19 protein-coding genes are annotated in these 21,847 nt (G+C 72.1%); 5 read left to right on the forward strand and 14 right to left on the reverse strand.

Going from position 1 to position 21,847, the window contains the following annotated elements; translation table 11 throughout:
* Window positions 1-114: 114 nt before the first annotated feature.
* Window positions 115-1,614 (reverse strand): IMP dehydrogenase, encoded by a 1,500-nt coding sequence (gene guaB, locus IEZ03_RS30835; RefSeq protein ID WP_184889063.1) that lies wholly within the window; start codon window positions 1,612-1,614, stop codon window positions 115-117.
* Window positions 1,611-3,110, reverse strand: a complete 1,500-nt coding sequence (iscB, locus tag IEZ03_RS30840; RefSeq protein ID WP_229808692.1) for an RNA-guided endonuclease IscB — start codon at window positions 3,108-3,110, stop codon at window positions 1,611-1,613. Before iscB ends, guaB begins: the two co-directional genes overlap by 4 nt.
* Window positions 3,111-3,581: 471 nt before the next feature.
* Here iscB and IEZ03_RS30845 point away from each other — a divergent pair, with 471 nt between their 5' ends.
* Window positions 3,582-3,971, forward strand: coding sequence for a DUF5319 domain-containing protein (locus IEZ03_RS30845; RefSeq protein WP_131953484.1), 390 nt, complete (start codon window positions 3,582-3,584; stop codon window positions 3,969-3,971).
* Between the two features lie 86 nt (window positions 3,972-4,057).
* Here the strand turns inward: IEZ03_RS30845 and IEZ03_RS30850 are convergent, their stop codons facing one another.
* The 4 genes from IEZ03_RS30850 to groES all read right to left on the reverse strand — a co-directional run bounded on the left by IEZ03_RS30850 (window position 4,058) and on the right by groES (window position 7,810).
* Entirely contained in the window at window positions 4,058-4,864 is an 807-nt protein-coding gene (locus tag IEZ03_RS30850; protein WP_184889065.1) for a hypothetical protein, read from the reverse strand.
* A 23-nt stretch (window positions 4,865-4,887) separates the two neighbouring features.
* A complete protein-coding gene (locus tag IEZ03_RS30855; protein WP_132054027.1) occupies window positions 4,888-5,475 on the reverse strand; it encodes a sigma-70 family RNA polymerase sigma factor in 588 nt (195 codons plus the stop codon).
* A gap of 314 nt (window positions 5,476-5,789) precedes the next feature.
* Window positions 5,790-7,415 (reverse strand): chaperonin GroEL, encoded by a 1,626-nt coding sequence (groL, locus tag IEZ03_RS30860; protein WP_184889067.1) that lies wholly within the window; start codon window positions 7,413-7,415, stop codon window positions 5,790-5,792.
* An 86-nt stretch (window positions 7,416-7,501) separates the two neighbouring features.
* Window positions 7,502-7,810 (reverse strand): co-chaperone GroES, encoded by a 309-nt coding sequence (groES, locus tag IEZ03_RS30865; RefSeq protein ID WP_131953481.1) that lies wholly within the window; start codon window positions 7,808-7,810, stop codon window positions 7,502-7,504.
* Window positions 7,811-8,057: 247 nt separating this feature from the next.
* Between groES and IEZ03_RS30870 the strand changes: the two genes are divergently transcribed.
* From IEZ03_RS30870 to IEZ03_RS30880, 3 genes are all read left to right on the forward strand, one after another.
* The gene (locus IEZ03_RS30870; RefSeq protein WP_184889069.1) at window positions 8,058-9,275 is read left to right on the forward strand and encodes a class I SAM-dependent methyltransferase; all 1,218 of its coding nucleotides are present in this window, start codon (window positions 8,058-8,060) and stop codon (window positions 9,273-9,275) included.
* Window positions 9,276-9,903: 628 nt separating this feature from the next.
* Window positions 9,904-11,553 carry a hypothetical protein gene (locus IEZ03_RS30875; RefSeq protein ID WP_184889072.1) on the forward strand — a complete coding sequence of 550 codons (1,650 nt, stop codon included), beginning with the start codon at window positions 9,904-9,906 and terminating at the stop codon, window positions 11,551-11,553.
* A 222-nt stretch (window positions 11,554-11,775) separates the two neighbouring features.
* Window positions 11,776-12,717: a phosphotransferase family protein gene (locus IEZ03_RS30880; RefSeq protein WP_184889074.1), complete on the forward strand. Its 942-nt coding sequence runs from the start codon at window positions 11,776-11,778 to the stop codon at window positions 12,715-12,717.
* Window positions 12,718-12,744: 27 nt separating this feature from the next.
* Here the strand turns inward: IEZ03_RS30880 and tsaD are convergent, their stop codons facing one another.
* The 8 genes from tsaD to IEZ03_RS30920 all read right to left on the reverse strand — a co-directional run bounded on the left by tsaD (window position 12,745) and on the right by IEZ03_RS30920 (window position 20,732).
* A complete protein-coding gene (gene tsaD, locus IEZ03_RS30885) occupies window positions 12,745-13,776 on the reverse strand; it encodes a tRNA (adenosine(37)-N6)-threonylcarbamoyltransferase complex transferase subunit TsaD (protein WP_184890948.1) in 1,032 nt (343 codons plus the stop codon).
* Window positions 13,776-14,246 (reverse strand): ribosomal protein S18-alanine N-acetyltransferase, encoded by a 471-nt coding sequence (rimI, locus tag IEZ03_RS30890; RefSeq protein ID WP_132048832.1) that lies wholly within the window; start codon window positions 14,244-14,246, stop codon window positions 13,776-13,778. The genes tsaD and rimI overlap by 1 nt, the downstream gene beginning before the upstream one ends.
* 20 nt (window positions 14,247-14,266) lie before the next feature.
* Window positions 14,267-14,947, reverse strand: a complete 681-nt coding sequence (gene tsaB, locus IEZ03_RS30895; RefSeq protein WP_184889076.1) for a tRNA (adenosine(37)-N6)-threonylcarbamoyltransferase complex dimerization subunit type 1 TsaB — start codon at window positions 14,945-14,947, stop codon at window positions 14,267-14,269.
* A 72-nt stretch (window positions 14,948-15,019) separates the two neighbouring features.
* Window positions 15,020-16,249 carry a hypothetical protein gene (locus IEZ03_RS30900; RefSeq protein WP_184889078.1) on the reverse strand — a complete coding sequence of 410 codons (1,230 nt, stop codon included), beginning with the start codon at window positions 16,247-16,249 and terminating at the stop codon, window positions 15,020-15,022.
* 130 nt (window positions 16,250-16,379) lie between these two features.
* Window positions 16,380-16,844, reverse strand: coding sequence for a tRNA (adenosine(37)-N6)-threonylcarbamoyltransferase complex ATPase subunit type 1 TsaE (tsaE, locus tag IEZ03_RS30905; protein WP_373293707.1), 465 nt, complete (start codon window positions 16,842-16,844; stop codon window positions 16,380-16,382).
* A 2-nt stretch (window positions 16,845-16,846) separates the two neighbouring features.
* Window positions 16,847-17,920, reverse strand: a complete 1,074-nt coding sequence (locus IEZ03_RS30910; protein WP_184889080.1) for an alpha/beta fold hydrolase — start codon at window positions 17,918-17,920, stop codon at window positions 16,847-16,849.
* Window positions 17,921-17,930: 10 nt separating this feature from the next.
* Window positions 17,931-19,055 (reverse strand): alanine racemase, encoded by a 1,125-nt coding sequence (gene alr, locus IEZ03_RS30915; protein WP_184889082.1) that lies wholly within the window; start codon window positions 19,053-19,055, stop codon window positions 17,931-17,933.
* 180 nt (window positions 19,056-19,235) lie between these two features.
* On the reverse strand, window positions 19,236-20,732 hold the full coding sequence (locus tag IEZ03_RS30920; protein ID WP_184889084.1) for an NAD(P)H-hydrate dehydratase: 1,497 nt from the start codon (window positions 20,730-20,732) through the stop codon (window positions 19,236-19,238).
* Window positions 20,733-20,981: 249 nt separating this feature from the next.
* On the opposite strand from IEZ03_RS30920, the gene IEZ03_RS30925 reads away from it, so the two are divergent.
* Window positions 20,982-21,842: a helix-turn-helix domain-containing protein gene (locus IEZ03_RS30925; RefSeq protein ID WP_184889086.1), complete on the forward strand. Its 861-nt coding sequence runs from the start codon at window positions 20,982-20,984 to the stop codon at window positions 21,840-21,842.
* The last annotated feature ends 5 nt before the right edge of the window (window positions 21,843-21,847 follow it).

Below are 21,847 nucleotides of genomic sequence, written 5' to 3' on the forward strand. Positions count from 1 at the left end.
ACGCCGACGGCTATTTCGAGGGCGTCGCGGAGCAGCTCGCGCAGGACGACCTAGAACGCGGCGGCGGGGCGACCCGCAATGACCTGCCACCTGAGGGTGGGTCTGGTGGCGGGGTTAGTGGCGGCCCTGGTAGTTGGGGGCTTCTACGGTCATCTGGATGTCGTGGGGGTGGCTTTCGCGGAGGCCGGCGGGGCTGATGCGCATGAGGCGGCCGCGTTCCTGGAGTTCGGGGATCGTGCGGGTGCCCGCGTACCACATGGACTGGTGCAGGCCGCCGATGAGCTGGTGCGCGACGTTGGCGAGGGGGCCGCGGTAGGGGACCTGGCCCTCGACGCCCTCGGGGATCAGCTTCTCCTCGCTGTTGACGTCGGCCTGGGCGTAGCGGTCCTTGGAGTAGGAGGCGCCGCGCTCGCGGTTGCGCATCGCGCCGAGGGAGCCCATGCCGCGGTACGACTTGTACTGCTTGCCGTGGACGAAGATCAGCTCGCCGGGGGACTCCTCGACGCCGGCGAGCAGGCTGCCGAGCATGACCGTGTCGGCCCCCGCGACCAGGGCCTTGGCGATGTCGCCCGAGTACTGCAGGCCGCCGTCGCCGATCACCGGGACGCCCGCCTCCTTCGCGGCGCGGGCTGCCTCGGAGATCGCGGTGATCTGCGGGACGCCGACGCCGGCGACGATGCGGGTGGTGCAGATCGAGCCGGGTCCGACGCCGACCTTGACCGCGTCGGCGCCCGCGTCCGCCAGGAGTTTCGCGCCCGCGTAGGTGGCGACGTTGCCGCCGACGACCTCGACCGGGGCGTTGTTCTTGATCACGGCGATCGTGTCGGCGACGCCCTTGGAGTGGCCGTGCGCGGTGTCCACGATGATCACGTCGGTGCCGGCCTCGATGAGGGCCTTGGCGCGGCGGATCGCGTCCTCGCCGACGCCGACGGCCGCGGCGACGAGCAGCCGGCCGTCCGCGTCCTTGGTGGAGTGGGGGTACTGCTCGCTCTTCGTGAAGTCCTTGGTGGTGATCAGGCCCTTGAGGCGGCCGTCGGCGTCCACGAGCGGGAGTTTCTCGACCTTGTTGCCCGCCAGCAGCCGGAACGCCTCGTCGCGGGTCACGTCGACCGGGGCCGTGATCAGCGGCATCGGCGTCATGACCTCGCGGACCGGACGGGACAGGTCGGTCTCGAAGCGCATGTCCCGGTTGGTGACGATGCCGACCAGCACGCCCCGCACGTCGGTGACCGGCACGCCGGAGATCCGGTAGTGGGAGCAGAGGTCCTCGACGTCGGCGAGCGTCGCGTCCGGGAGGCAGGTCACCGGGTTGGTGATCATCCCGGCCTCGGAGCGCTTGACCCGGTCGGCCTCCTCGGCCTGCTCCTCGATCGACATGTTGCGGTGCAGCACGCCGATGCCGCCCTGCCGCGCCATGGCGACCGCCGTGCGGGCCTCGGTCACCGTGTCCATCGCCGCCGAGACGAGGGGGATCCGCAGCGAGATGCGGCGGGTCAGCCGGGAGGTGGTGTCGGCCTCGCCGGGCTGCAGGTCGGAGTAGCCCGGCAGCAGCAGCACGTCGTCGAAGGTCAGGCCCTGCGGGAGGAACTTCTCGGGCTCGGCGGCGGGGTTCATCGGGTTCCTTTCGTGGATTCCCCTGCTCTGGCAGGTGGAGGAAACGAAAGCGCGGGAGGGCAGCTAGGGCCCAAGCGACGCTCCGGCCTGTCAGGTCGCATGCTGATCACGCCTTCAGGTTTTGTGGTGTATCCGTAACCGTCGGCGCGCTGGAGGAGATGGAGGTGTTTGTGTCGGACGCCCTGGAGCAGGCCGTGGCGGGTGCGGATGTTGAAGCTCCCGCTGGCTCTTACGGCGATTCGTCCGGTGTGGGTGCCTGCGTTCTTCCCAGCGGGGACGACGGCGCGGGCGAGGTCTCCGGTCTGGTAGCCGAAGAAGGTCTTGACGCGGGGGAGGCGGAGGCGGGGGAACCCGTACCGGTCAGTGCGGGTGCGGGTATAGGTACCGCGTCCGGTGGCCGCGGCGGTGAGCACGGTGCGCGGGATGCGGTCGATGGTGTCCAGATGGCCGACGCACAGGGCGTCCAAGGTGTGTGTCTTTGGCAGGCCGGTGCGGGTGCGGTTCCATTTCGTGCGCCCGCCGGAAGCGGTCCGCACGGTAGGAAACGCGGCGCCCAGGGCGCGCCAAAGTACCCATCTGGTGGTGTTGACGGCCGCCGCATCGCGCAGCGAGGGTTTGGCGTGGGCGAGGATGCGGGCGAGCTGCTTGGGGGACGTGCTGAGAAAGTCCTCAACGGACCGGTTGTTCTTGGCTTGGTTGCAGGGGATGCAGGCGGTGCACAGGTTGCCGACCTGGTCGGAGCCGCCCTCGGACCGGGGGTGGATGTGGTCGATGTTGAGCGGCACTGCGGTGATGCCGCAGTAGGCGCAGGCGTGTCCCCACTTGGCCAGCAGATACTCGCGCACTTCGGTGCCGTGCAGCGTGCCGTGCTGGTACTCGGCCCCTTCCAGGGGGCGGCCCGCGGACATGGCGTGGGTGTCGAACGCGACCCGTTCCAGGTGCACTGTTTGGACGGGTGCCCACCGGGCCAGGCGTGCGGTCCAGGCCATGGTGGTCTCGACCCGGTGCCGCAGGGACGGGGCGAGCCAGCCTCGGGGTTTGGTGCGGTTGGAGTAGCGGGGTGCGCGGTAGCGCAGGTTCCGCGATCTGCGGCCTCTGCGGTAGGCGGCGCGCTGCGACAGCTTGTCTCGGATGCTGCCGCCGCGATGGGCGAGATCGATGCCGTACAGGCCCCGGCGGTTCCCTTCCTTGTCGGTGAACACGGCGATGCCCGTGTGCCTGGAGCCGGGATCGACGCCCAGCTCGACACCGTCCACCTGTGACTCGGCGATGGTGCGGTCCTTGACCCGGATGACGAACGGGGTGTGCCGGGCGACCACCGCCCGGCCCTGCTTGAGCAGCTTGCGCGCCCGGGCGGGCGTGGTCGGCTGCAACGGTGCGCCATGCTTGTCGAGGACGAACACGGCGGGGTGGCCCTCACGGACCTTCTCCCCAACCGCGAGGTTGGGGGTGACGCGCTCGACGCCAGGTGAAGCGCCGAGCGTCTCCCCTCGCACATGTACCGCGCCGGGTGCCTGACGGCCTTCGAGCCCCGTTTCGTCCCCGATCCGGGGGATGTCTGCTGACCCGAATTCGAGAGCGGACTGCTGAGGAAGCACAGCCCGGTCGGTCTTCCGTCCTACGCGATACGTAGCCAACTTCGTTCACCTCCAACGTACTGTTGGCTGGTGCTGGTAACGGCGGCCCTCAGCCAGTGCGACTGAAAGCCCTCTCCTTCAGGAGGGGGATCCCGTTACGACTACCTTCCCGTAGTGGTGGAGGTATCGGGCCAGGTCACGGCGATCCTTCTCCCATGGTAGAGCCTGGGTACGCGCCGGGACGGCGGGTTGCGCACGCCGGTCAAGTGGTCTTCGTGACATCAGAGAACAATCACGGCAAGGTCCGCATTCCCACTTTGCGTGTTCGTTCGCGCACGGAGGAAGACCGGGGGTGCACCTCACGGGCGGTCAAGCAGTAGCGTGGTAGGCGTGCACGACGACGCTCCGCTCGACCCGTTCGCCGGAGACCCGGAGGACCCGGCGGCGGCACTCGGCGACCCCGGGGACGAGGCCGCTCCGCTCAGCGTGACGGAGCGCGAGGACGTGCTGGCCGACCTCGCCGACCTGGAGGTCTTCCGCGCCCTGCTGGAACCGCTCGGGGTGCGGGGGCTCACCGTCGACTGCGGCGACTGCGGCAAGCTCCACTACATCGACTGGGAGCTCCTGCACGGCAACCTGCGCCACCTGCTGGACGAGGGGCTCCCCCGCGTCCACGAGCCCGCCCTGGCGCCCGACCCCGTCGACTACGTGAGCTGGGAGTACGCCCGCGGGTACGTCGACGGCGTCATCGACAGCGAAGAGGGCCACGACGAGAACTGACCCGGCGCTTCCCGGCTGACGGAAAGCGAGGCCGGATCAGGCCGGTACTTCGGCTCTCGACGCAGGACCTCCTACCGCCGGATGCGTCAGTCGTAATAGCGGCGGTGGGGGTCCTTGTCGGAGTGGCGCCTCCTGTCTTCGTACTTCTGCAGGTCCCGGCGGCGCTCAGGGGTGGGGGACTCGGTCTCGGAGGCCGGGGCCGAGACGGTCGTGGCCGGGTAGTCCGGGTGGGGCGAGCGCGGGCCGAACGGGAACGGGTAGCGGGTGCGCGGCCTCTCGCTTTCCCGGTGCTCGGGGGTTTCGGCCGGGGTGGTGGACGGCCCGGCGCGTTCGGGTTCCGGGGACGGGCGGGGCGGGAGAGCCGAGGGCTGCGGGCGTTCGTAGGTTCCCGCGTCGGTGTCCGTGCGGGCGGACGGCTCCGCGTCGCCGGGCGTACCGGCGCTGGGCCGCGGCGCCGGGGCGGCGGAGGTGGCGCGGTCGGCCACGCTGCCCGCCGCGGCGACGCCGGTGCTGGCCAGGACGGCGCCCGCCACGCCGAGGGCGACGATGGTGCGGGGGCCGCGGCGCCGGGGGCCGGGGCCGGACGGCGGCGGTGGCGGCGGGGCCGCCTCGGAGCCGCAGCCGGGGTCGTCCACGTCGTCGATCAGAGCGCGCAGCAGCCGTACCGCGGGGTCGGACTCCTCGGCCTGCCGCGGCCGGCCGGTCTCAGTCCCAGGGTGCGGACGGGCCGCGGAACCGGCCGCGGAACCGGCAGCGCGCCGCGCCGCGAGCGAGTCGATGACCGCGTCGGTACGGCGCACCGCGCCGAGGTCCGCGGTGCCGGGTGGACCGCTCCCGGACGCGCGGGTCTCGCCGGGGTTCGACGGCTCGGCCGGATCCGGGGCTCCCCGCATGCCAGTGAAGGGGCCGCGCTCCGTCAAGCGATCGACTCCTCTCTGGCCATCGCCCGGAGCCGGGCGAGGGCCCGGTGCTGCGCCACCCGCACCGCCCCCGCGGACATGCCCAGCACGTTACCGGTCTCCTCGGCCGACAGGCCCGCCACAACGCGCAGCAGGACGAGCTCCCGCTGGTGCTCCGGGAGGCGCGTCAGCAGGTCGCGGGCGCGCTGCGCCTCGATGTAGCGGACCACCGTCTCCTCCGGGCCGGGCCGGTCGTCGGGACCGTCCGGCAGGTCCTCGGTGGGCACGGCCGCGCGGACCGCGCTGCGCAGCGCGTCGGCGATCTTGTGGGCGGCGATGCCGAAGACGAAGGACACGAAGGGCCGGCCCATGTCCCGGTAGCGGGGCAGGGCCGCCAGGACGGCGATGCAGACCTCCTGGGCCACGTCGTCGGCGATGTGGTACTGGCCGGAGACCCGTCCGAGGCGCGCCCGGCAGTACCGGACGATCATGGGGCGGACCTCGGCGATCAGGACCTCGATGGCGCCCGGGTCGCCCTGGACGGCGAGACTGGTCAGCTCCTTGAGGTCGCCGTCACCCGCCTGCGCCGCGCGGAGCACGCGGATTCCACGGCCGGTGTCGTGGGACGGCGGAGGCGCTGGCCCTCCCGAGGGGTCGACAGCGCGCGCGGCCATGGTCCCGGCGTAGCTTCCCTCGGTCACGTCAAGCATGATGCCCAGCACTCCCGGGCGTGTCTCCACCGTCCTTTACAACGGAATGGTCACAGTGCTGGAGCGATCCTGGCGTTACTACACATCGCACCCAGGGAAGCACGACGAGTCACGCCGCCCGCACGCCTCAAAACCGAGACCCCCGCCCGGAACGGGCGAGGGTCTCGGGTGACGCTGTCCGGACGGGACGCCGTCCGGTGCGGCGGTTCTCAGTGGCCGTGGCCGTGACCGTGGCCGTGTCCGCCGGCGGCGTCCTCTTCCTCCTCCGGCTTGTCGACCACGAGCACCTCGGTGGTGAGCAGCATGCCCGCGATCGAGGCGGCGTTGGTGACGGTGTTGCGCGTCACCTTCACCGGGTCGATGACACCCTGGGCGATCAGGTCGCCGTACTCGCCGGTGGCGGCGTTGTAGCCGTGGCCGGCCTTCAGGTCGCGGACCTTGGAGACGACGACGTAGCCCTCCTGGCCGGCGTTCTCGGAGATCCAGCGCAGCGGCTCGTCCAGCGCGCGGCGCACCGCCTCCGCGCCGGTGGCCTCGTCGCCGGTCAGGCCGAGCGCCTCGAAGCCCTCCTTGGCGATGTGGACGAGCGCCGCGCCGCCGCCGGCGACGATGCCCTCCTCGATCGCCGCGCGGGTCGCCGAGACGGCGTCCTCCAGGCGGTGCTTCTTCTCCTTCAGCTCCACCTCGGTGGCGGCGCCGACGCGCAGCACGCAGACGCCGCCGGCCAGCTTGGCCAGCCGCTCCTGCAGCTTCTCCCGGTCCCAGTCGGAGTCGGAGTTCTCGATCTCGACCTTGATCTGGTTGATCCGCGCGGTGATCTCCTCCGCGTCGCCCTCACCGTCGACGATCGTGGTGGCGTCCTTGGTGACGGTGATGCGGCGGGCGCGGCCGAGGTCCTCGACGCCGATGCTGTCGAGCTTGAGGCCGATGGCCTCGCTGACGACCTGGCCGCCGGTCAGCGCGGCCATGTCGCCCAGCATCGCCTTGCGGCGGTCGCCGAAGCCCGGCGCCTTGACCGCGACGGAGGTGAACGTGCCGCGGATCTTGTTGGCGACGAGCAGCGCCAGCGCCTCGCCCTCGACGTCCTCGGCCACCACGAGCAGCGGCTTCTTGGTCTGGGCGACCTTCTCGGCCAGCGGCAGGAACTCCTGCACGTTGGAGATCTTGCCGTCCACGATGAGCACGTAGGCGTCGTCCAGGACGGCCTCCATGCGCTCGTGGTCGGTCACCATGTGCGGCGACAGGTAGCCCTTGTCGAACTGGAGGCCCTCGGTGAACTCCAGCTCCAGGCCCATGGTGTGGGCCTCCTCGACGGTGATGACGCCGTCCTTGCCGACCTTCTCGAACGCCTCCGCGATCAGCTCGCCGATCTGCGGGTCCTGCGCGGAGATGGTCGCGACGTGCGCGATCTCGCCCTTCTCCTCGACCTCGCGGGCCGACTTGACGAGCTGGTCGGCCACGTACTGCGCGGCGGTGTCGATGCCGCGCTTGAGGGACAGCGGCGACGCGCCGGCGGCGACGTTGCGGGTGCCCTCCCGGACCAGCGCCTGCGCGAGGACGGTCGCCGTGGTGGTGCCGTCGCCCGCGATGTCGTTGGTCTTGGTCGCCACTTCCTTGGCGAGCTGGGCCCCGAGGTTCTCGTAGGGGTCCTCCAGCTCCACCTCGCGGGCGATGGTGACGCCGTCGTTGGTGATGGTCGGCGCGCCGAACTTCTTGTCGATGACGACGTTGCGGCCGCGCGGGCCGATCGTCACCTTCACGGCGTCCGCGAGAGCGTTGACGCCGCGCTCAAGAGCCCGGCGAGCGTCCTCCTCGAATTCCAGGATCTTCGCCATGCGGATTCTCCTCTTCACGCGATTCCGCCCCGGGCAGCCCCGCCGAAGGCGGCGCCGACCGGGGCGGATGCATCACGTCTCGGTGATTACTTCTCGATGACCGCGAGCACGTCGCGCGCCGAGAGGACGAGGTACTCCTCGTTGTTGTACTTGACCTCGGTGCCGCCGTACTTGCTGTAGAGCACGACCTCGCCGACCTTGACGTCGACCGGGACGCGCTCGCCCTTGTCGTCGACGCGACCCGGGCCAACGGCAAGGACGGTGCCCTCCTGGGGCTTCTCCTTGGCGGTGTCCGGAATCACCAGGCCCGACGCGGTGGTGGTCTCGGCCTCAAGCGGCTGGACGACGATGCGGTCCTCGAGCGGCTTGAGAGTGACCTTGGTGGCGGTCGTCACGATCTGACCTCCCCTTCGATTGGTCCTCGGCCGGCCGAGTGCGGCCGGCCAGCACATGTGACAGAAGAGGCGACCCTGGACCGGCCTGTCGTCGCGGGTGCCAGACCGACCTTTGTCGCTGTGGTTGGCACTCTCAGTAGGAGAGTGCCAGTCTGGAGACTATTCCGTGCCCGGTAGCCCGTCAACACGGACACGAAGAGACCGGAAACCCGCCGCCCGCCGTACCCCGCCCGCTAACTTCCCCACCATGGAGATCGCCCCGTTCCTGGCCCTGGCCACCCCCGCCGGCCAGGCGCTCCTGGATGAGGCGTCGGGCATGGACGTGAGCGAGGACGGGCTGCTCGCGACGGCGTCCCGGCTGCGCGAGCGGCACGATGCGGACCTCGTGTCGGCGGCCCTCACGCAGGTTCGGCTGCGGCAGCGGGCCCGGGCCAAGTTCGGCGACGACGCCGATCGCATGTACTTCACGCAGACCGGACTGGAGCAGGCCACCCGCGGGAGTGTGGCCGCCTATCGTGCGCGACGGTTCGCGGACCGCCTGCCTGGCGCGCGTGTACTGGAACTGGGGTGCGGCCTAGGGGCGGACCTTATCGCGCGTGCGCGTGCGGGGCTCTCCGGTGTCGGGGTGGAGCTCGACCCGTTGACCGCCGAGGTGGCGCGGGCGAACATCGCCGCGCTGGGCCTGGACGATCTCGCCTCTGTCCGCGTGGGTGACGCGACCGAGGCGGACCCCGACGGCTTCGGAGCGGTCTTCGCCGACCCTGGACGACGCACTACCCGAGGCCGGATCTTCGACCCCCGTTCCTATGAGCCACCGCTGGACGTCGTCCTGGAGCTGGCCGGCCGGGTGCCCTCCGCCTGCGTCAAGGTCGCGCCGGGGATACCGCACGAGGCCGTCCCGGACGGCGCGGAAGCCGAGTGGATCTCTGTCGGCGGCGAGGTCAAGGAGGCCGCCCTCTGGCTCGGCGGGCTCGCCGGCGAGACGGGCAGGCGGGCCACCCTGCTCTCCGCCGACCTCGATCCACAGGTGTGGACGCTCACCCCGCATGATCTGGGCGCCCCGGACGTACGCCCCTGGGGCCGCTACCTGTACGAGCCGGACGGCGCCGTGATCCGCGCCCACCTCGTCGCCGAGGTCGCGGAGCTGGTCGGCGGCGGGCTCGCGGACCCCCGCATCGCCTACGTCACGTCCGACGAGCTGCGCCCCACCCCGTTCGCCGCCGCGTACGAGGTCGAGGACGTGCTGCCGTTCTCGGTCAAGCGGCTGCGCGCGGAGCTGCGCCGGCGCGGCACGGGCGTCCTCACCGTGAAGAAGCGCGGCTCGGCGGTCGACGTGGACCGGCTGCGCCGCGACCTCGGCTTCGCCGGGCGCCGCGCGCCCCGCGGCGCACCCGGGCTGACGCTGGTCGTGACCCGCGTCGGCGACGCCCCGGTGGCGCTGCTGACCCGTCCCGTCCGGGCCTGACCCGCCCGGACCGGCGGGCCGTCCCGGGATCGAGTCCAAAGATCTTCCCCGGGACGGGGCAATGCCAAGGGAGAGCGCGCGGCGCACCATGGCCGCGCAAATCATCGGCGCTTTCCGGCATTGCCTTCGCCATGGACGGCGCATACCCGGCAAGGCCGCGCTCCGGCCCGCCAATCGGCCCGCCGCACCCGCCGGGCGGAGAAACACCAAGACATGTTCAGCGACGGGGACCAGGGCGCTCCCGAATACGCCATCAAAATGGCCAGCCGCCGGCCGTAGGGCATCACGTCGCACGCACACGCGTGGGCCACTGCGTATGGCTCGGCGGTTCGCGAACTACCGATGTTGGACGAGATGTACGGACAGAACACCGGGTGGAAGCCGTCCCGCGCACCCCCTGCCACCGTGCACATCCCCATGATCTACCTGATAGCCGCGAAGCGCTTGATCTACACGCCCCCGGCGATCATTCACTATTCGCTCCATTGGGATAACAGGCGCATCCAACAGAACTCACGATGTTCTCTGCTACCCGTAATAGCCGCGCTCCACACGCACTACAGTGGCCACTCCAGAGATTCATTTGCCGTGCGTCATTTCGTCGCGCCGGCACACGAAGGAGCATCGGGTGGAAACGAATCACAACTTCCTGCAGACGGGGGGTCAACCGGTCTCGGATCGGATGCGGGAGTTGCTCGCCCGTGCGGCGCAGGACCACGTCTATGAACAGCGCTCACAGGGTCAGGTCCTCGACGAGATCCGCCAGCGGCTGGAGGGCATGGAGTGGCTGCTGCGCGAGGTCCGCGAGCGGGAGCTCAGCGGGCTGACCGGGCAGATCGAGAGCGTCCGCGGGCAGGTCGACGAACTGGCCGGCAAACCCCCGGAATGGGCCGAGGGCCTCGCCGAGCACCTGGAGGCGTTCGGCGACCGGGTCAAGCCCGTGGCCGAGCTGCCCGCACTGTGGGCCGACGTCGGCGTCGTCGCCGAGAACGTCGATGAGGGCCTCACGCGCATCCAGGCCGTCCTCGACTCCGCGCAGCACATCACCGATGCCACGCAGCAGGCGTCGCAGCGCATGGACGAGATGACCAAGCGGCTGGACAAGCTCCAGGGCAGCATGGAGGCCGCGTCCGTCCGCTTCAACCGGCTCGACAAGTCGCTGGCGGAACTCGGGCACCGGTCCGAGCGGCTGGAGCACTCGATCAACGGGGTCACGGCGCGGGTCGACCAGGCGCTCGGCGAGATGGCCGAGCGCATTGAGCAGGGCCTGGAGGCGGTCGGCGGACGGGTCGAGGGCGTCGGCGGGCGGCTCGACGGCCTGGACGGCCGGCTGGACGGCGTCGACGGGCGCCTCGAAGGGCTGTCCGGCAAGATGGACGGCCTCGACGGGCGGTTCGAGGGCATCGACGGCCGCATCGACGGCGTCGGCGAGCGGATCGGCCGGCTGCCCGCCACCCTGGAGATCGCCGAGCTGCACCGGCTGCTCAACGAGATCGCGCAGCGGCCGGCGGCCGAGTACGGCGACCGCTTCGACGCGCTGGAGAAGCACCTCGCCGAGGCGGTCGACCCGCTGATCGAGGAGCTGCGCGCCCGGCCCGACCGCGACGAGGTCAAGGCGACCATGTCGCAGATCGCCGAGACGGCCTACAGCGACGTCGCCAAGCGGATGGACGAGTTCTCCCGCCGGTTCGAGGACGTGCACGAGAACGTCCGCAAGCGCATCGAGGGCATCCACGAGGAGGTCACCAAGCGGGTGGACGGCGCGCTGGAGGAGTTCACCACGCAGGTCGACATCGTCTCCCGCCGCGTGGAGTCGGTCCACTCCGACGTCGCCAAGCAGGTCGAGTCCGTCCACCACGAGGTGTCCCGGCAGGTCAGCGGCGTCCAGGAGGACGTCGGCAAGCGGATCGGCGACATCCACGCCGACGTCACGCGCCAGGTCGGCAGCATCCACGAGGACGTCACCAAGCAGGTGGGCCACATGCAGGAGGACGTCGCACGGCAGGTCGGCGGGGTCCACGACGAGTTCGCGCGGCGCGTGGAGGGCATGCAGGACGAGGCCGGACGGCGCGCCGAGGCCGCGCAGGCCGAGTTCGCCAAGCGCTTCTCGCACGTCGAGGAGGAGGTCGGCCGCAAGGTCGACGGCGTCCACGACGACGTGTCCAAGCAGGTCAACGCGGTGCACGAGGACGTGCTGAAGCGGCTCTCCACCCTGGAGGAGACGATGCTCGCCCTCGCCGAGGCGCTGCTGCGCCCCCGCCGCGAGAGCAAGGACTGAGGGGCCGCCCCCAGACCGGCCGGTGTCCGGGTGGGTGGGGCCTTGACCGGCCCCACCCCGCGCCCTTTCCAGGGAAATTCGATACCCGTCGGGATCCGCGAAGTTCGCCCGGCGAGGACCGCAACGCCCCGAAGGTCCACCGGCGGCGCGGCGCGATGACGTGCGCCGCGTCACGTTCCGTCTTCACGAAATCACTCCCCATACTCTTCGGAATCCGTTTTCATGGATCAGGTGACCCACACACAGGCTCCCTGCCTCCCGACCGGCGGCCCGCCCGCCCGCGCAGCGCTGCGCTGGGTGGAGGAGTGCCTCGGCAAGGGGGCCGAGGTCCGCACGGTCCGGCCGCTGCCCGGCGGGATGGCCCACACCAACCACGCGCTGCGCGTCGAGAGCGGGTCCGGCAGCACGCACGAACTCGTCCTGCGCCGCTGGACGTCCCGGGAGCCCGCCCCCGGGCACCGCCGCTACAGCGCCACCGCGTTCTCCCCCGAGCGCGAGATCGCCGCGCTCGCCCTCCTCGCCGGCTGCGAGATCCCGACCCCCGCCCTCGTCGCCGCCGACCCCGCCGGCGCCTACTGCGACGTCCCCGCCCTGCTCATCACCCTCCTCGCCGGCCACCCGCCGCACCCGTCCACCGACGACCTGCCCGAGTACCTCATCCAGCTGGCCGCCGCGCTGCTGCCCCTGCACACGCTGAACGGGGCGTCCACGATGCCCCCGTACGTCCCGCACAACCGGCTCGACGTGCGGCGCCCGCCCCGGCACGCCCTGCGGCCCGCGCTGTGGGAACGCGCGCACGACGTCGCCGCCCGGCCCGCGCCCGAGGCGCCCGCCCGGTTCATCCACCGCGACTACCACGCCGACAACACGCTGTGGTCCTACGGCAGGCTCACGGGCGTGGTCGACTGGTCCGACGCCTCGTCCGGGCCGATCGCGGTCGACATCGCCCGGATGCGCCGCGGCCTGGCCCTCCGCTACGGCCCGCCGGTCGCCGACCGCTTCCTGACCACCTTCGACCAGGTCTCCGGCGGCTACCCGCACGACCCGTACTGGGACGTCCGCGTCCTGCTGGACCTGCTCCCCGAAGACGAGACCGGGGTCATGGACGAGGCGCACGTCCCCCTCTACGAGAACTACCTCGCCCGCATCCTCGCCCAGTGCTAAAGGTGCCAGTGCCAGAGGGTGCCAGTGCTAAAGGGTGATCGTCTCGATCGGGAGGCTTGAGTCCGCCGGGAGGGAGAGGTCGGAGGGGGCGGCTCCGGAGGCGACGAGTTCGGAGCCGAGCGCGGCGACCATCGCTCCGTTGTCGGTGCAGAGCTTCGGGCGCGGCACCCGCAGCCGGACGCCGGCGGCCTCGCAGCGCTCCGCCGCGAGGGCCCGCAGCCGGGAGTTCGCGGCGACGCCCCCGCCGATGAGCAGGTCGCGGACGCCGTTGTCCTTGCAGACCTTCAGCGCCTTCTGCGTCAGGACGTCCACCACGGCCTCCTGGAACGACGCCGCGACGTCCGCGGCGGGCACCGGCTCGCCCGCGCGCTCCTTGGCCTCCACCCAGCGGGCCACGGCCGTCTTCAGGCCGGAGAACGAGAAGTCGTAAGTGCCGTCGTTGTACTTGCCGCGCGGGAACGCGATCGCGGCCGGGTCGCCGTCGCGGGCCATCCGGTCGATGACCGGGCCGCCGGGGAAGCCCAGGTCGAGGACGCGGGCGACCTTGTCGAACGCCTCGCCGGCCGCGTCGTCCACGGTGCTGCCGAGGGACCGGACGTCGCCCGCCACGTCCGGCACCAGCAGCAGCGACGAGTGGCCGCCGGACACCAGCAGCGCCACGCACGGCTTCGGCAGCGGGCCGTGTTCGAGCTGGTCGACGCACACGTGCGCGGCCAGGTGGTTGACGCCGTAGAGCGGCTTGCCCAGCGACAGGGCGTACGCCTTGGCCGCGGCCACCCCGACCATCAGCGCACCGGGCAGGCCGGGGCCCGCCGTCACGGCGAACGCGTCGACGTCGCTGAACGCGATCCCGGCGTCGGCCAGCGCCCGCTCGATCGTCGGCTCCATCGCCTCCAGGTGCGCGCGCGACGCGACCTCCGGCACCACGCCGCCGAACCGGGCGTGCTGGTCGACGCTGGACGCGATCGCGTCCGCGAGCAGGGTGTTGCCCCGCACGATGCCGACGCCGGTCTCGTCGCACGACGTCTCGATGCCGAGCACCAGCGGCTCGTCCCGAATCACTTGCTCTCCTTGGTGAAGCCCATGGGCGGACGGGTGCGGAGCTTGCGGCACATGACGATCGCGTCCACGTCCGAGGGCTGGTAGTACCGCTTGCGGACGCCGACCTCGTCGAAACCGAACCGCTTGTAGAGGCGGCGCGCCCCGTCGTTGTCGGCGCGGACCTCCAGGAACACCGCCTCGCTGTTGCGGCGGGCGGCCTCGTCCAGCAGCTCGGTGAGCAGCGCGGCGCCGATGCCGCCGCCGCGCTGGTCGGCGCGCACCCCGATGGTCTGCACGTCGGCCTGGCCGCCGGCCGCGGCCAGGCCCGCGTAGCCGACGAGGTCGCCGCCGGGGGCCTCCGCGACGACGTAGTGCCGGGTCCGGGGCTGCTCGGCGAGCTCCTCGCGGAGCATCTCCTCGCTCCACGCGTCCTCCGGGAACAGCCCCTGCTCCAGCCGGAGGACGGCCGGGAGGTCCGTACCGGTCATGGTCCGCAGGACGACCCCGCTCACGCCCGCGTCACCTTCTTGCGCGGCCCGGGCTCCCTGGCGTCCGGCCTGCGCAGGTAGAGGGGCTCGGGCGGCAGGAGCTCGGGGACCTTCATCCCGGCCAGGCGCGCGACGGTCAGCTCGGCGAGGGCGGTCGCGGTGGGCAGCAGCGGCTCGTGCGCGCCTTCGCCGAAGACGTCCGGGAACAGCGTGGCGCCCTCGCCGACGACGGGGAGCCCGGCGGGCGCCCCGTCCAGCACGTCTGACGGCGCTCCCACGGCCGGGCCGGTGGCGCGCGCGCGGCACGAGTGGTACCGCGCCCAGTAGACCTCCTTGCGCCGAGCGTCCGTGACGACGGCGAACGGCTCGGTCCTCCCGGTGGCCCACGCGATGATGTCCAGGGTGCAGGCACCGTGCACGGGGATGCTGAGCGCGTCCCCCATGGAGCGGGCGGTGACCAGCCCGACCCGGAGCCCGGTGTACGGGCCCGGCCCCACCCCGACGGCGACGGCGCTGAGGTCCGCGGGCGCAGCCCCGGCCTCCGCCATCACGCCCGCGATGGACGGGGTGAGCAGCTCGGTGTGCCTGCGGCGATCGACCGCCTCGGCCACCCCGCGCGGCACCGCGCCCTCACCCGGCGTCCACTCGTACAGCGCCACGGTGATCGCGGCGGTCGCGGTATCGAAAGCCAAGACCAGCACGGGTTGTAAGCCTACAGGCCGCCCTCCGGTAGGGAGCCGCCGATGACCGGGCGGCCCGGCCGCGTGCGGCCGTCAGGACTGTTCGAGGCCCTGGATGACGGCGCGGGCCACCTCGACCGCGCCGTCGGTGGCGGTGCCGGAGGAGATCGGGTCGCCGTCGTTGCCGCCGGAGTAGTGGATGGTGATGAGGACGTTGCCCAGCCGGACGTTCCCGATCGCCTCGCCGGACCCCTGCCCCTTGTCGACGCTGTAGACGAGGTAGCCGTCGTCGCCGACGTCGTCGAGGCGGCGCTTCTCGGTGAGCTTCTGGCCGGTGAGGAGGGACTTGCCGGACTCGTCCGCGGTGCGCTCGGAGGTGAACGTGGCGGTGGCGGTGTCGGTGGCCGTCCGGCCCCGCGCGGCGGCGATGGCGCGGAGCTCGACGGTGAGCTGGCGCTTGTTCTTGCCCGTGTAGGCGCCCCACACGCACTGGTTCCGCCGGTCGCTGCTCTGGTAGGTCTCGGCCTCGGTCCGCTCGGACCCGGGCGCCAGCTTGTCGACGATGTCCTGGCCGACGATCGTGCAGGAGTCGGGCACGGCGTTGCGCTCGCCCTTCGTCAGCGGGGAGCTCTCGCTGGCGCCGCTGCCGACGACCCGGCCGCCCTCGTCCTCGCCGCTCGCGCCGACGCCGCTCAGGACGACGAACGCCGCGAGCACGCAGACCGCGACGGCCGCGGCCGCCCCGCCGAGGACGACGGCCCAGCGCCGGCCCGTGCGGCGGTCCCGCACGACGCGGTGGCTGCCGGTCCGGTAGCCGCCGCTGCCGGCCCGGTACGAGCCGCTGCCCGTCCGGTAGCCGCCGCTCTCGGTGCGGTACCCGCCGCTGTCGGTGCGGTAGCCGCCGGTGTCCCGGCCGTACTGGCCGCTGCCGGACCCGGTCTGGTAAGGGCCCGTCTCCCTCTGGTAGGGACCGCTACCCGATGCGGCGGAGCGATAGCCGCCCGCGCGCTGCCCGCCGCTCGGGTGACCACCGGACTCGTACCCGCCGGACTGGTAACCACCGGACTCGTACCCGCCGGACTCGTACCCGCCCGACTCGTAACCACCGGACTGATACCCGCCGGACTCGTAACCGCCGGTGGCGTATCCACCGGTCCCGTAACCGCCGCCGGTTCCCGCGGAACCGCGGGGCTCCGGGTACGGCGCGTACTCGTCGCGGCCCGCGCCGTATCCACCGCCGTCCCGCCGCTGACCGCCGCCCCGGCCACCGTCCGAACCGCGGTAGCTGTCGCGGTGACCACCGCTGCCATGGCTACCACTCACGGGTTCCCACTCCTGCTTGCGGAAATCAATATGTCGTGAAGGTGAGGCTCGTTCCGGCAAAGAGTACGACATCTAGCCGTAAAGTGGTCCAACCAGACTTGCAAAAAGCGCAGAAGTTGTCCGGACCCAGTCATCCAGGGCCTAGTTCCAGGTCGGACCAGCGATGACCGACCCCGACGATCCTTACTTCGCGTTCCTCTCCGGCGCCCTCCCCGCGCGAAAGGATCACTTCCAGACGGTCCTCCGCAAGGCCCTCCGCGATTCCTTCTCCCCACTCGACGATCGTCACCGATTCATCGAGCGAGGCATCGAGATCCAGATCGTCCAGCTCCGCGAAACCGCCCAGCCGGTAGGCGTCCACGTGGACGAGCGGCGGGCCCTCGCAGAGCGAGGGGTGCACCCGCGCGATCACGAACGTGGGGGACGTGATCGGCCCCCGCACCTTCAGGCCCTCGCCGATGCCCTGCGTGAGCGTCGTCTTGCCCGCGCCGAGCTGGCCCGTCAGCACGACCAGGTCGCCGGGACCGAGCAGCGCGGACAGGCGAACGCCCAGGTCACGCATGTCCTCGGCGGTGGGGATAGTGAGCGAAATCACATTCACGCGGTGCGCTCCTTCTGCTGACCCTGACCCGGCCGGACGCGCTCGACGAGCCGGCGCAGGCCGCCGGTCACCACGCCCGGGTACTCCAGCGGCAGCACGTGCCCGGCCTCCTCCACCTCGACGAGCTCCGCGTCCGGCAGGGCCTCGGCGATGCGGCGGGCGTGCGGGGCGGGCGTCATCCGGTCGGCCCCGCCGGCGAGCACCAGCGTCGGCACGTTACCGAGGACGCCGAGGCAGGCCACCTTGTCGTGCGCCATGAGCGCAGGGTAGAACTCGGCGATCACGTCGATCGGGGTGCCCCTGATCATGTGCTCCAGGAAGTCGACCACGGTGGGGCTCACGTGCTTGTCGGCGAACGCCATCTTCCGCGTGACGACGAACGCCAGGTCCGAGCCGAGGCCGCGGGCACGTTCCACCAGCTCGGCGCGGCGGCCGAGGCCGCGCAGCGTCCGCGGGGCCAGCGGCCGGACGACCTTGGCCAGCACCAGCGGCAGTCCCAGCGTCATCTCCGCCAGGTCGCCGCAGGACGTGTTGATCAGCGCGACCCCCGCGACCTGCCGGTCGAACAGCTCGGGGTGCCGGTCCGCCAGCGCCATGATCGACATGCCGCCCATGGAGTGCCCCACGAGGATGACGGGGCGGTTCTTGCGGACCGTGGCCTTCAGCACGGCGTACAGGTCGTCGCCGGTCTGCTCGATCGTCGCGTTCAGGGGGTCGCTCCGCCCGGAGCGGCCGTGGCTGCGCTGGTCCCAGAAGACCATCCGCACGAATCCCTGCAGGTCGCGACGCTGGTAGTGCCAGGAGTGCAGGTTCAGGGTGTAGCCGTGGCAGAACACGATGGTCAGGCCGGCGTCATCCGGGCCGTCCACCTCGACGTGCAGCGGGAGCCCGTCGTCGGCCTGGACGGGCACCTCCCGGCCGCGCAGTTCGCCGAACGGCTCGCCGGCGTCGGGGTCGGGCCGCAGCCGGACCCGGCCGACGACGGCATGGCGCAGGCCGACGGCGGCGCCGACACCGGCGCCCGCCACGGCGCTCGCGACGCCGAGCCTGCGCCTGTTCCTGCTGTCCATACGCGCCCCCCTACCGCCCCCCGCCCGGGTACGTCCTCGGTACCCGGGACCCGATGCGGGTGACGATCTCGTAGGAGATCGTTCCCAGTGCCTCCGCCCACTCCTGGGCGGTGGGCTCACCCCGGTCGCCCGGACCGAACAGGACGATCTCGTCCCCCGCCGCGAGCGTGTCGCCGCCGAGGTCGATGACGAACTGGTCCATGCAGACCCGCCCGGCGATCGTCCGGCGCCGCCCGCCCGCGAGGACCTGCAGCAGGTTGGACCCGTGCCGGGGGATGCCGTCCCCGTACCCCGCGGGGACGACGGCGAGGGTCGTGTCCCGTTCGGTGTGGTATGTGTGACCGTACGACACTCCGCTGCCTGCTGGGACCCGCTTGACCAGCGCCGCGGCCGCCACGAGGGTCATCGCGGGCCGCAGCCCGAACGTGCCGGCCGCCGGAACGGGCGTCAGCCCATAGGCGGCGATCCCCGGCCGGACGAGGTCGAAGCGCGCCTCGGGCAGCGTCAGCGCGGCCGCCGAGTTCGCGATGTGCCGGACCTCGAACCGCGCGCCGGCCTTCTCCGCGTAGCCGAGCATCTCGGTGAACGCGCCGAGCTGCGCCGCGATCGAGGGGTGGCCCGGCTCGTCCGCGCAGGCGAAGTGCGACATGACCCCGGCGACCCGGACCTGCCCCTCCGCCTCGGCCTTCAGCGCCGCGTCCACGAGGGCCTCCCAGTCCCGGCCCCGCACCCCGCCGCGGGACATGCCCGTGTCGGCCTTGAGGTGGATCCGCGCGGGGCGCCCCGCGCGCTCCGCCGCCCGGACGATCTCGTCCAGCAGCCATACCGCGCCGACGGTCAGGTCGACGTCCCGCGCGACGGCGTCCTCGTAGGGCTCGCCGGGGACGCCGAGGCAGACCAGCGTCCGGACGGTGACGCCCGCGGCGCGCAGCCGCAGCGCCTCGGCCAGCTTCGCGACGCCCAGCCAGGACGCCCCGCCCGCGAGCGCCGCCCCGGCCGCCTCGACCAGCCCGTGCCCGTACGCCTCGGCCTTCACCATGGCCATGACCTCGGCGCCCCCCGCGCGCTCGCGCAGCAGGCCGATGTTGTCGCCGATGGCGTCGAGATCGACGCGCGCCTCCGCCGGAACCCTCATACCAACAGTCTGCCGTCCTCGCGGCCGTACCCGGAGCGTCATGGCCCAGCTCAAGGCCATTCCGGCCCGTATTCGAACGCCCCCTCGACGCCCTCTGTCCGATAGGACGTAAATGCCCGACCAGGGGTTCAGAAACGCTCCAGAAAGGCGGCACCGCCGCCACCACCAAGATCGGGAGCGCTACATCTGGCGGGCGACGCCCTGCGCGGTCCGGCGGAATGCCTCCGGAAGGGCGTTGATCACGTCGTGGGCGCCGATGGGGGCTTCGCCGCCGGGCTCGGGAGCCGCGGCGAGGCGCCCGGCGAGGCCGTGCAGGTAGGCGCCCGCGGCCGCCGCGTCGATGGCGGGCATCCCGCCCGCCAGGAGGGCGCCGACCAAGCCGGACAGGACGTCGCCCGTCCCGGCCGTGGCCAGGCGCGGCGTGCCGGTCGGGTTGACGCGGACGGGGCGGTCCGGCTCGGCGACCAGGGTCGTGGAGCCCTTGAGCAGCACGGTCGCGGACAGCTCGGCCGCGGCGCGCCGGACGTGCTCCAGCCGCCCGGCCTCGATGGCCTCGCGGTCGGCGCCGATGAGGCGGGCCAGCTCGCCCGCGTGCGGGGTGAGGACGGTCGGGGCCGCGCGGCGCAGGAGGTCGCGGCGGCGGGCCAGGACGGTGAGTCCGTCGGCGTCCACGAGGGCGGGCAGATCGGTGGTGAGGACGGCCTCCAGCAGCGACTCGCCGGCGTCGCCGGTGCCGAGCCCGGGGCCGACGACCCACGCCTGCACCCGTCCGACGCGTTCGAGGACCTCGGGACCGTGCGGACCGGGCTCGATGACCGTGGTGATGGCCTCGGGCCAGCGCTGCCGGACGAGTTCGGCAGGCCGGGCGACGGACGCGAAGCGCACCATGCCCGCCCCGCCGCGGACGGCGCCGCCCGTGGCGAGGACGGCCGCGCCGGTGAACTCCTCGCCGCCGGCGAGGACGCCGACGACGCCGCGGCGGTACTTGTCGGACTCGGAGCCGGGCTCGGGAGGCTGGACGTCCGCCGGGCGGGCCGCGACGACGTCCGGGTCGGGCAGGTCGGGGCCGAGCCCGATGTCGACCAGCTCGACCACTCCGCAGTGGGACGCGCCCGGGTCGATGAGGAGGCCCGGCTTGTGGGTGCCGAAGGTGACGGTGACGTCGGCGTGCACGGCGGTGCCCTCGACGCGGCCCGTGCTCGCGTCCACGCCGCTCGGGACGTCGCAGGCGACGACGACGCCGGGGGCCTGCGAGGCCAGTGCGGCGAGCCGGTCGTAGGGCGCGCGGAGGCCGCCCGTCCCGCCGATGCCGGTCAGCCCGTCGATGATCAGGTCGGCGTCGGCGACGGCGGCGGTCTCCTCGCCGTCCCGCAGGACCCGGCCGCCCGCGGCCAGCAGGGCCGCCAGGCCGCCTTCGTGGATCTTGGAACCGGCCTGGACGGCGTGCACGCGGGCGCCGCGCCGGGCGAGCCGCGCCCCGGCGTAGAGGGCGTCGCCGCCGTTGTCGCCGCCGCCGGCCAGGAGGACCACGCGCGACCCGTACACGGCGGGCAGGACGCGGGCGCAGACGGACGCCAGCCCGGCGGCCGCGCGCTGCATCAGGGCGCCGTCCGGCAAGCGGGCCATAAGGGCCTCCTCGGCCGCCCGGACCTTGCCGACCTCGTGCGCGTACCTCATCCGCGGCTCCCCAAGTCGATCACACACTTAGAGTGCCACGCGACGCCCCTTCGCAAGCGTCATCCCGAACGGCGCCGGGTGCGCCCTCTGTCCAAAGTTGTAACTATTACTGCAACTTTCGGTGCCAGATGCGTGCGGGGATCACCGGCCGTAGAATCGTGTTCATCCGGTCCGATGCGTTCGCACCGCGGCCCCCCGTGATGCGAAATGCGCCCAGATCAGTCCGCCGGGACTGGAGAGGCCCCACCGATGAGCACTTCCCGCGGTCCCTCCGTCCGGCAGCGGCGGCTGGCCGCCGAACTCCGGAGACTGCGCGAGCGGATGGGGCTCACCGGTGACGAGGTCGCCGACCGGCTCACCTGGTCGACCGCCAAGGTCTCCCGGATCGAGAACGCGCGGACCGGCGCGAAGATCGGCGACGTCCGGCGCCTCCTCGACCTCTACGAGATCGACGGCTCCCGCCGCGACGACCTCATCTCCCTGGCGCACGACGCCGCCCAGCGGGGGTGGTGGGAGGAGTACCGCGACCTGCCGGGCGAGCTGGCGGCCTTCATCGCGCTGGAGTCCGAGGCCACCGCCGTCCGGGAATGGGGCAGCACCGTCTTCCCCGGGCTGCTGCAGACCGAGAGCTACGCCCGGCACGTGATCGGCGGCTGGAGCGACCTCGCGACCCTGCCGCCGCAGGAACTGGAACGCCGGCTGGAGGTGCGAATGCGACGGCGGGAGCTGTTGCACGGCGCACATCCGCTGGAACTGTCGGCGGTTATCGACGAGGCGGTTCTGCAACGCCGGATCGGCGACCGGAAGGTGATGCGGGAGCAGCTCGAACATCTGTGCCGGATGACCGAGCTTCCCAACGTTACGCTACAGATACTGCCTTTGGACGTTGCGCACTCGGTGTTGGCCGAGTCCTTTATACTTCTGGAATTCTCACCGGTGCACGACATCGTTTTCCCTGATATCGTTCACACCGAATCCCTGACGATCAGCCACTTCGCGGACGAGACTGTCACTTATATGTACAGGCTCGCTTATTCAAGCCTGGCCGATCAGGCCCTGGACACCGCCGGGTCACGGCGGCGCATCACCGAGGCCAGAGACGCCTGGTGAGGGTC

It is taken from the genome of Actinomadura livida, assembly GCF_014648675.1.
Lineage (GTDB): Bacteria > Actinomycetota > Actinomycetes > Streptosporangiales > Streptosporangiaceae > Spirillospora > Spirillospora livida.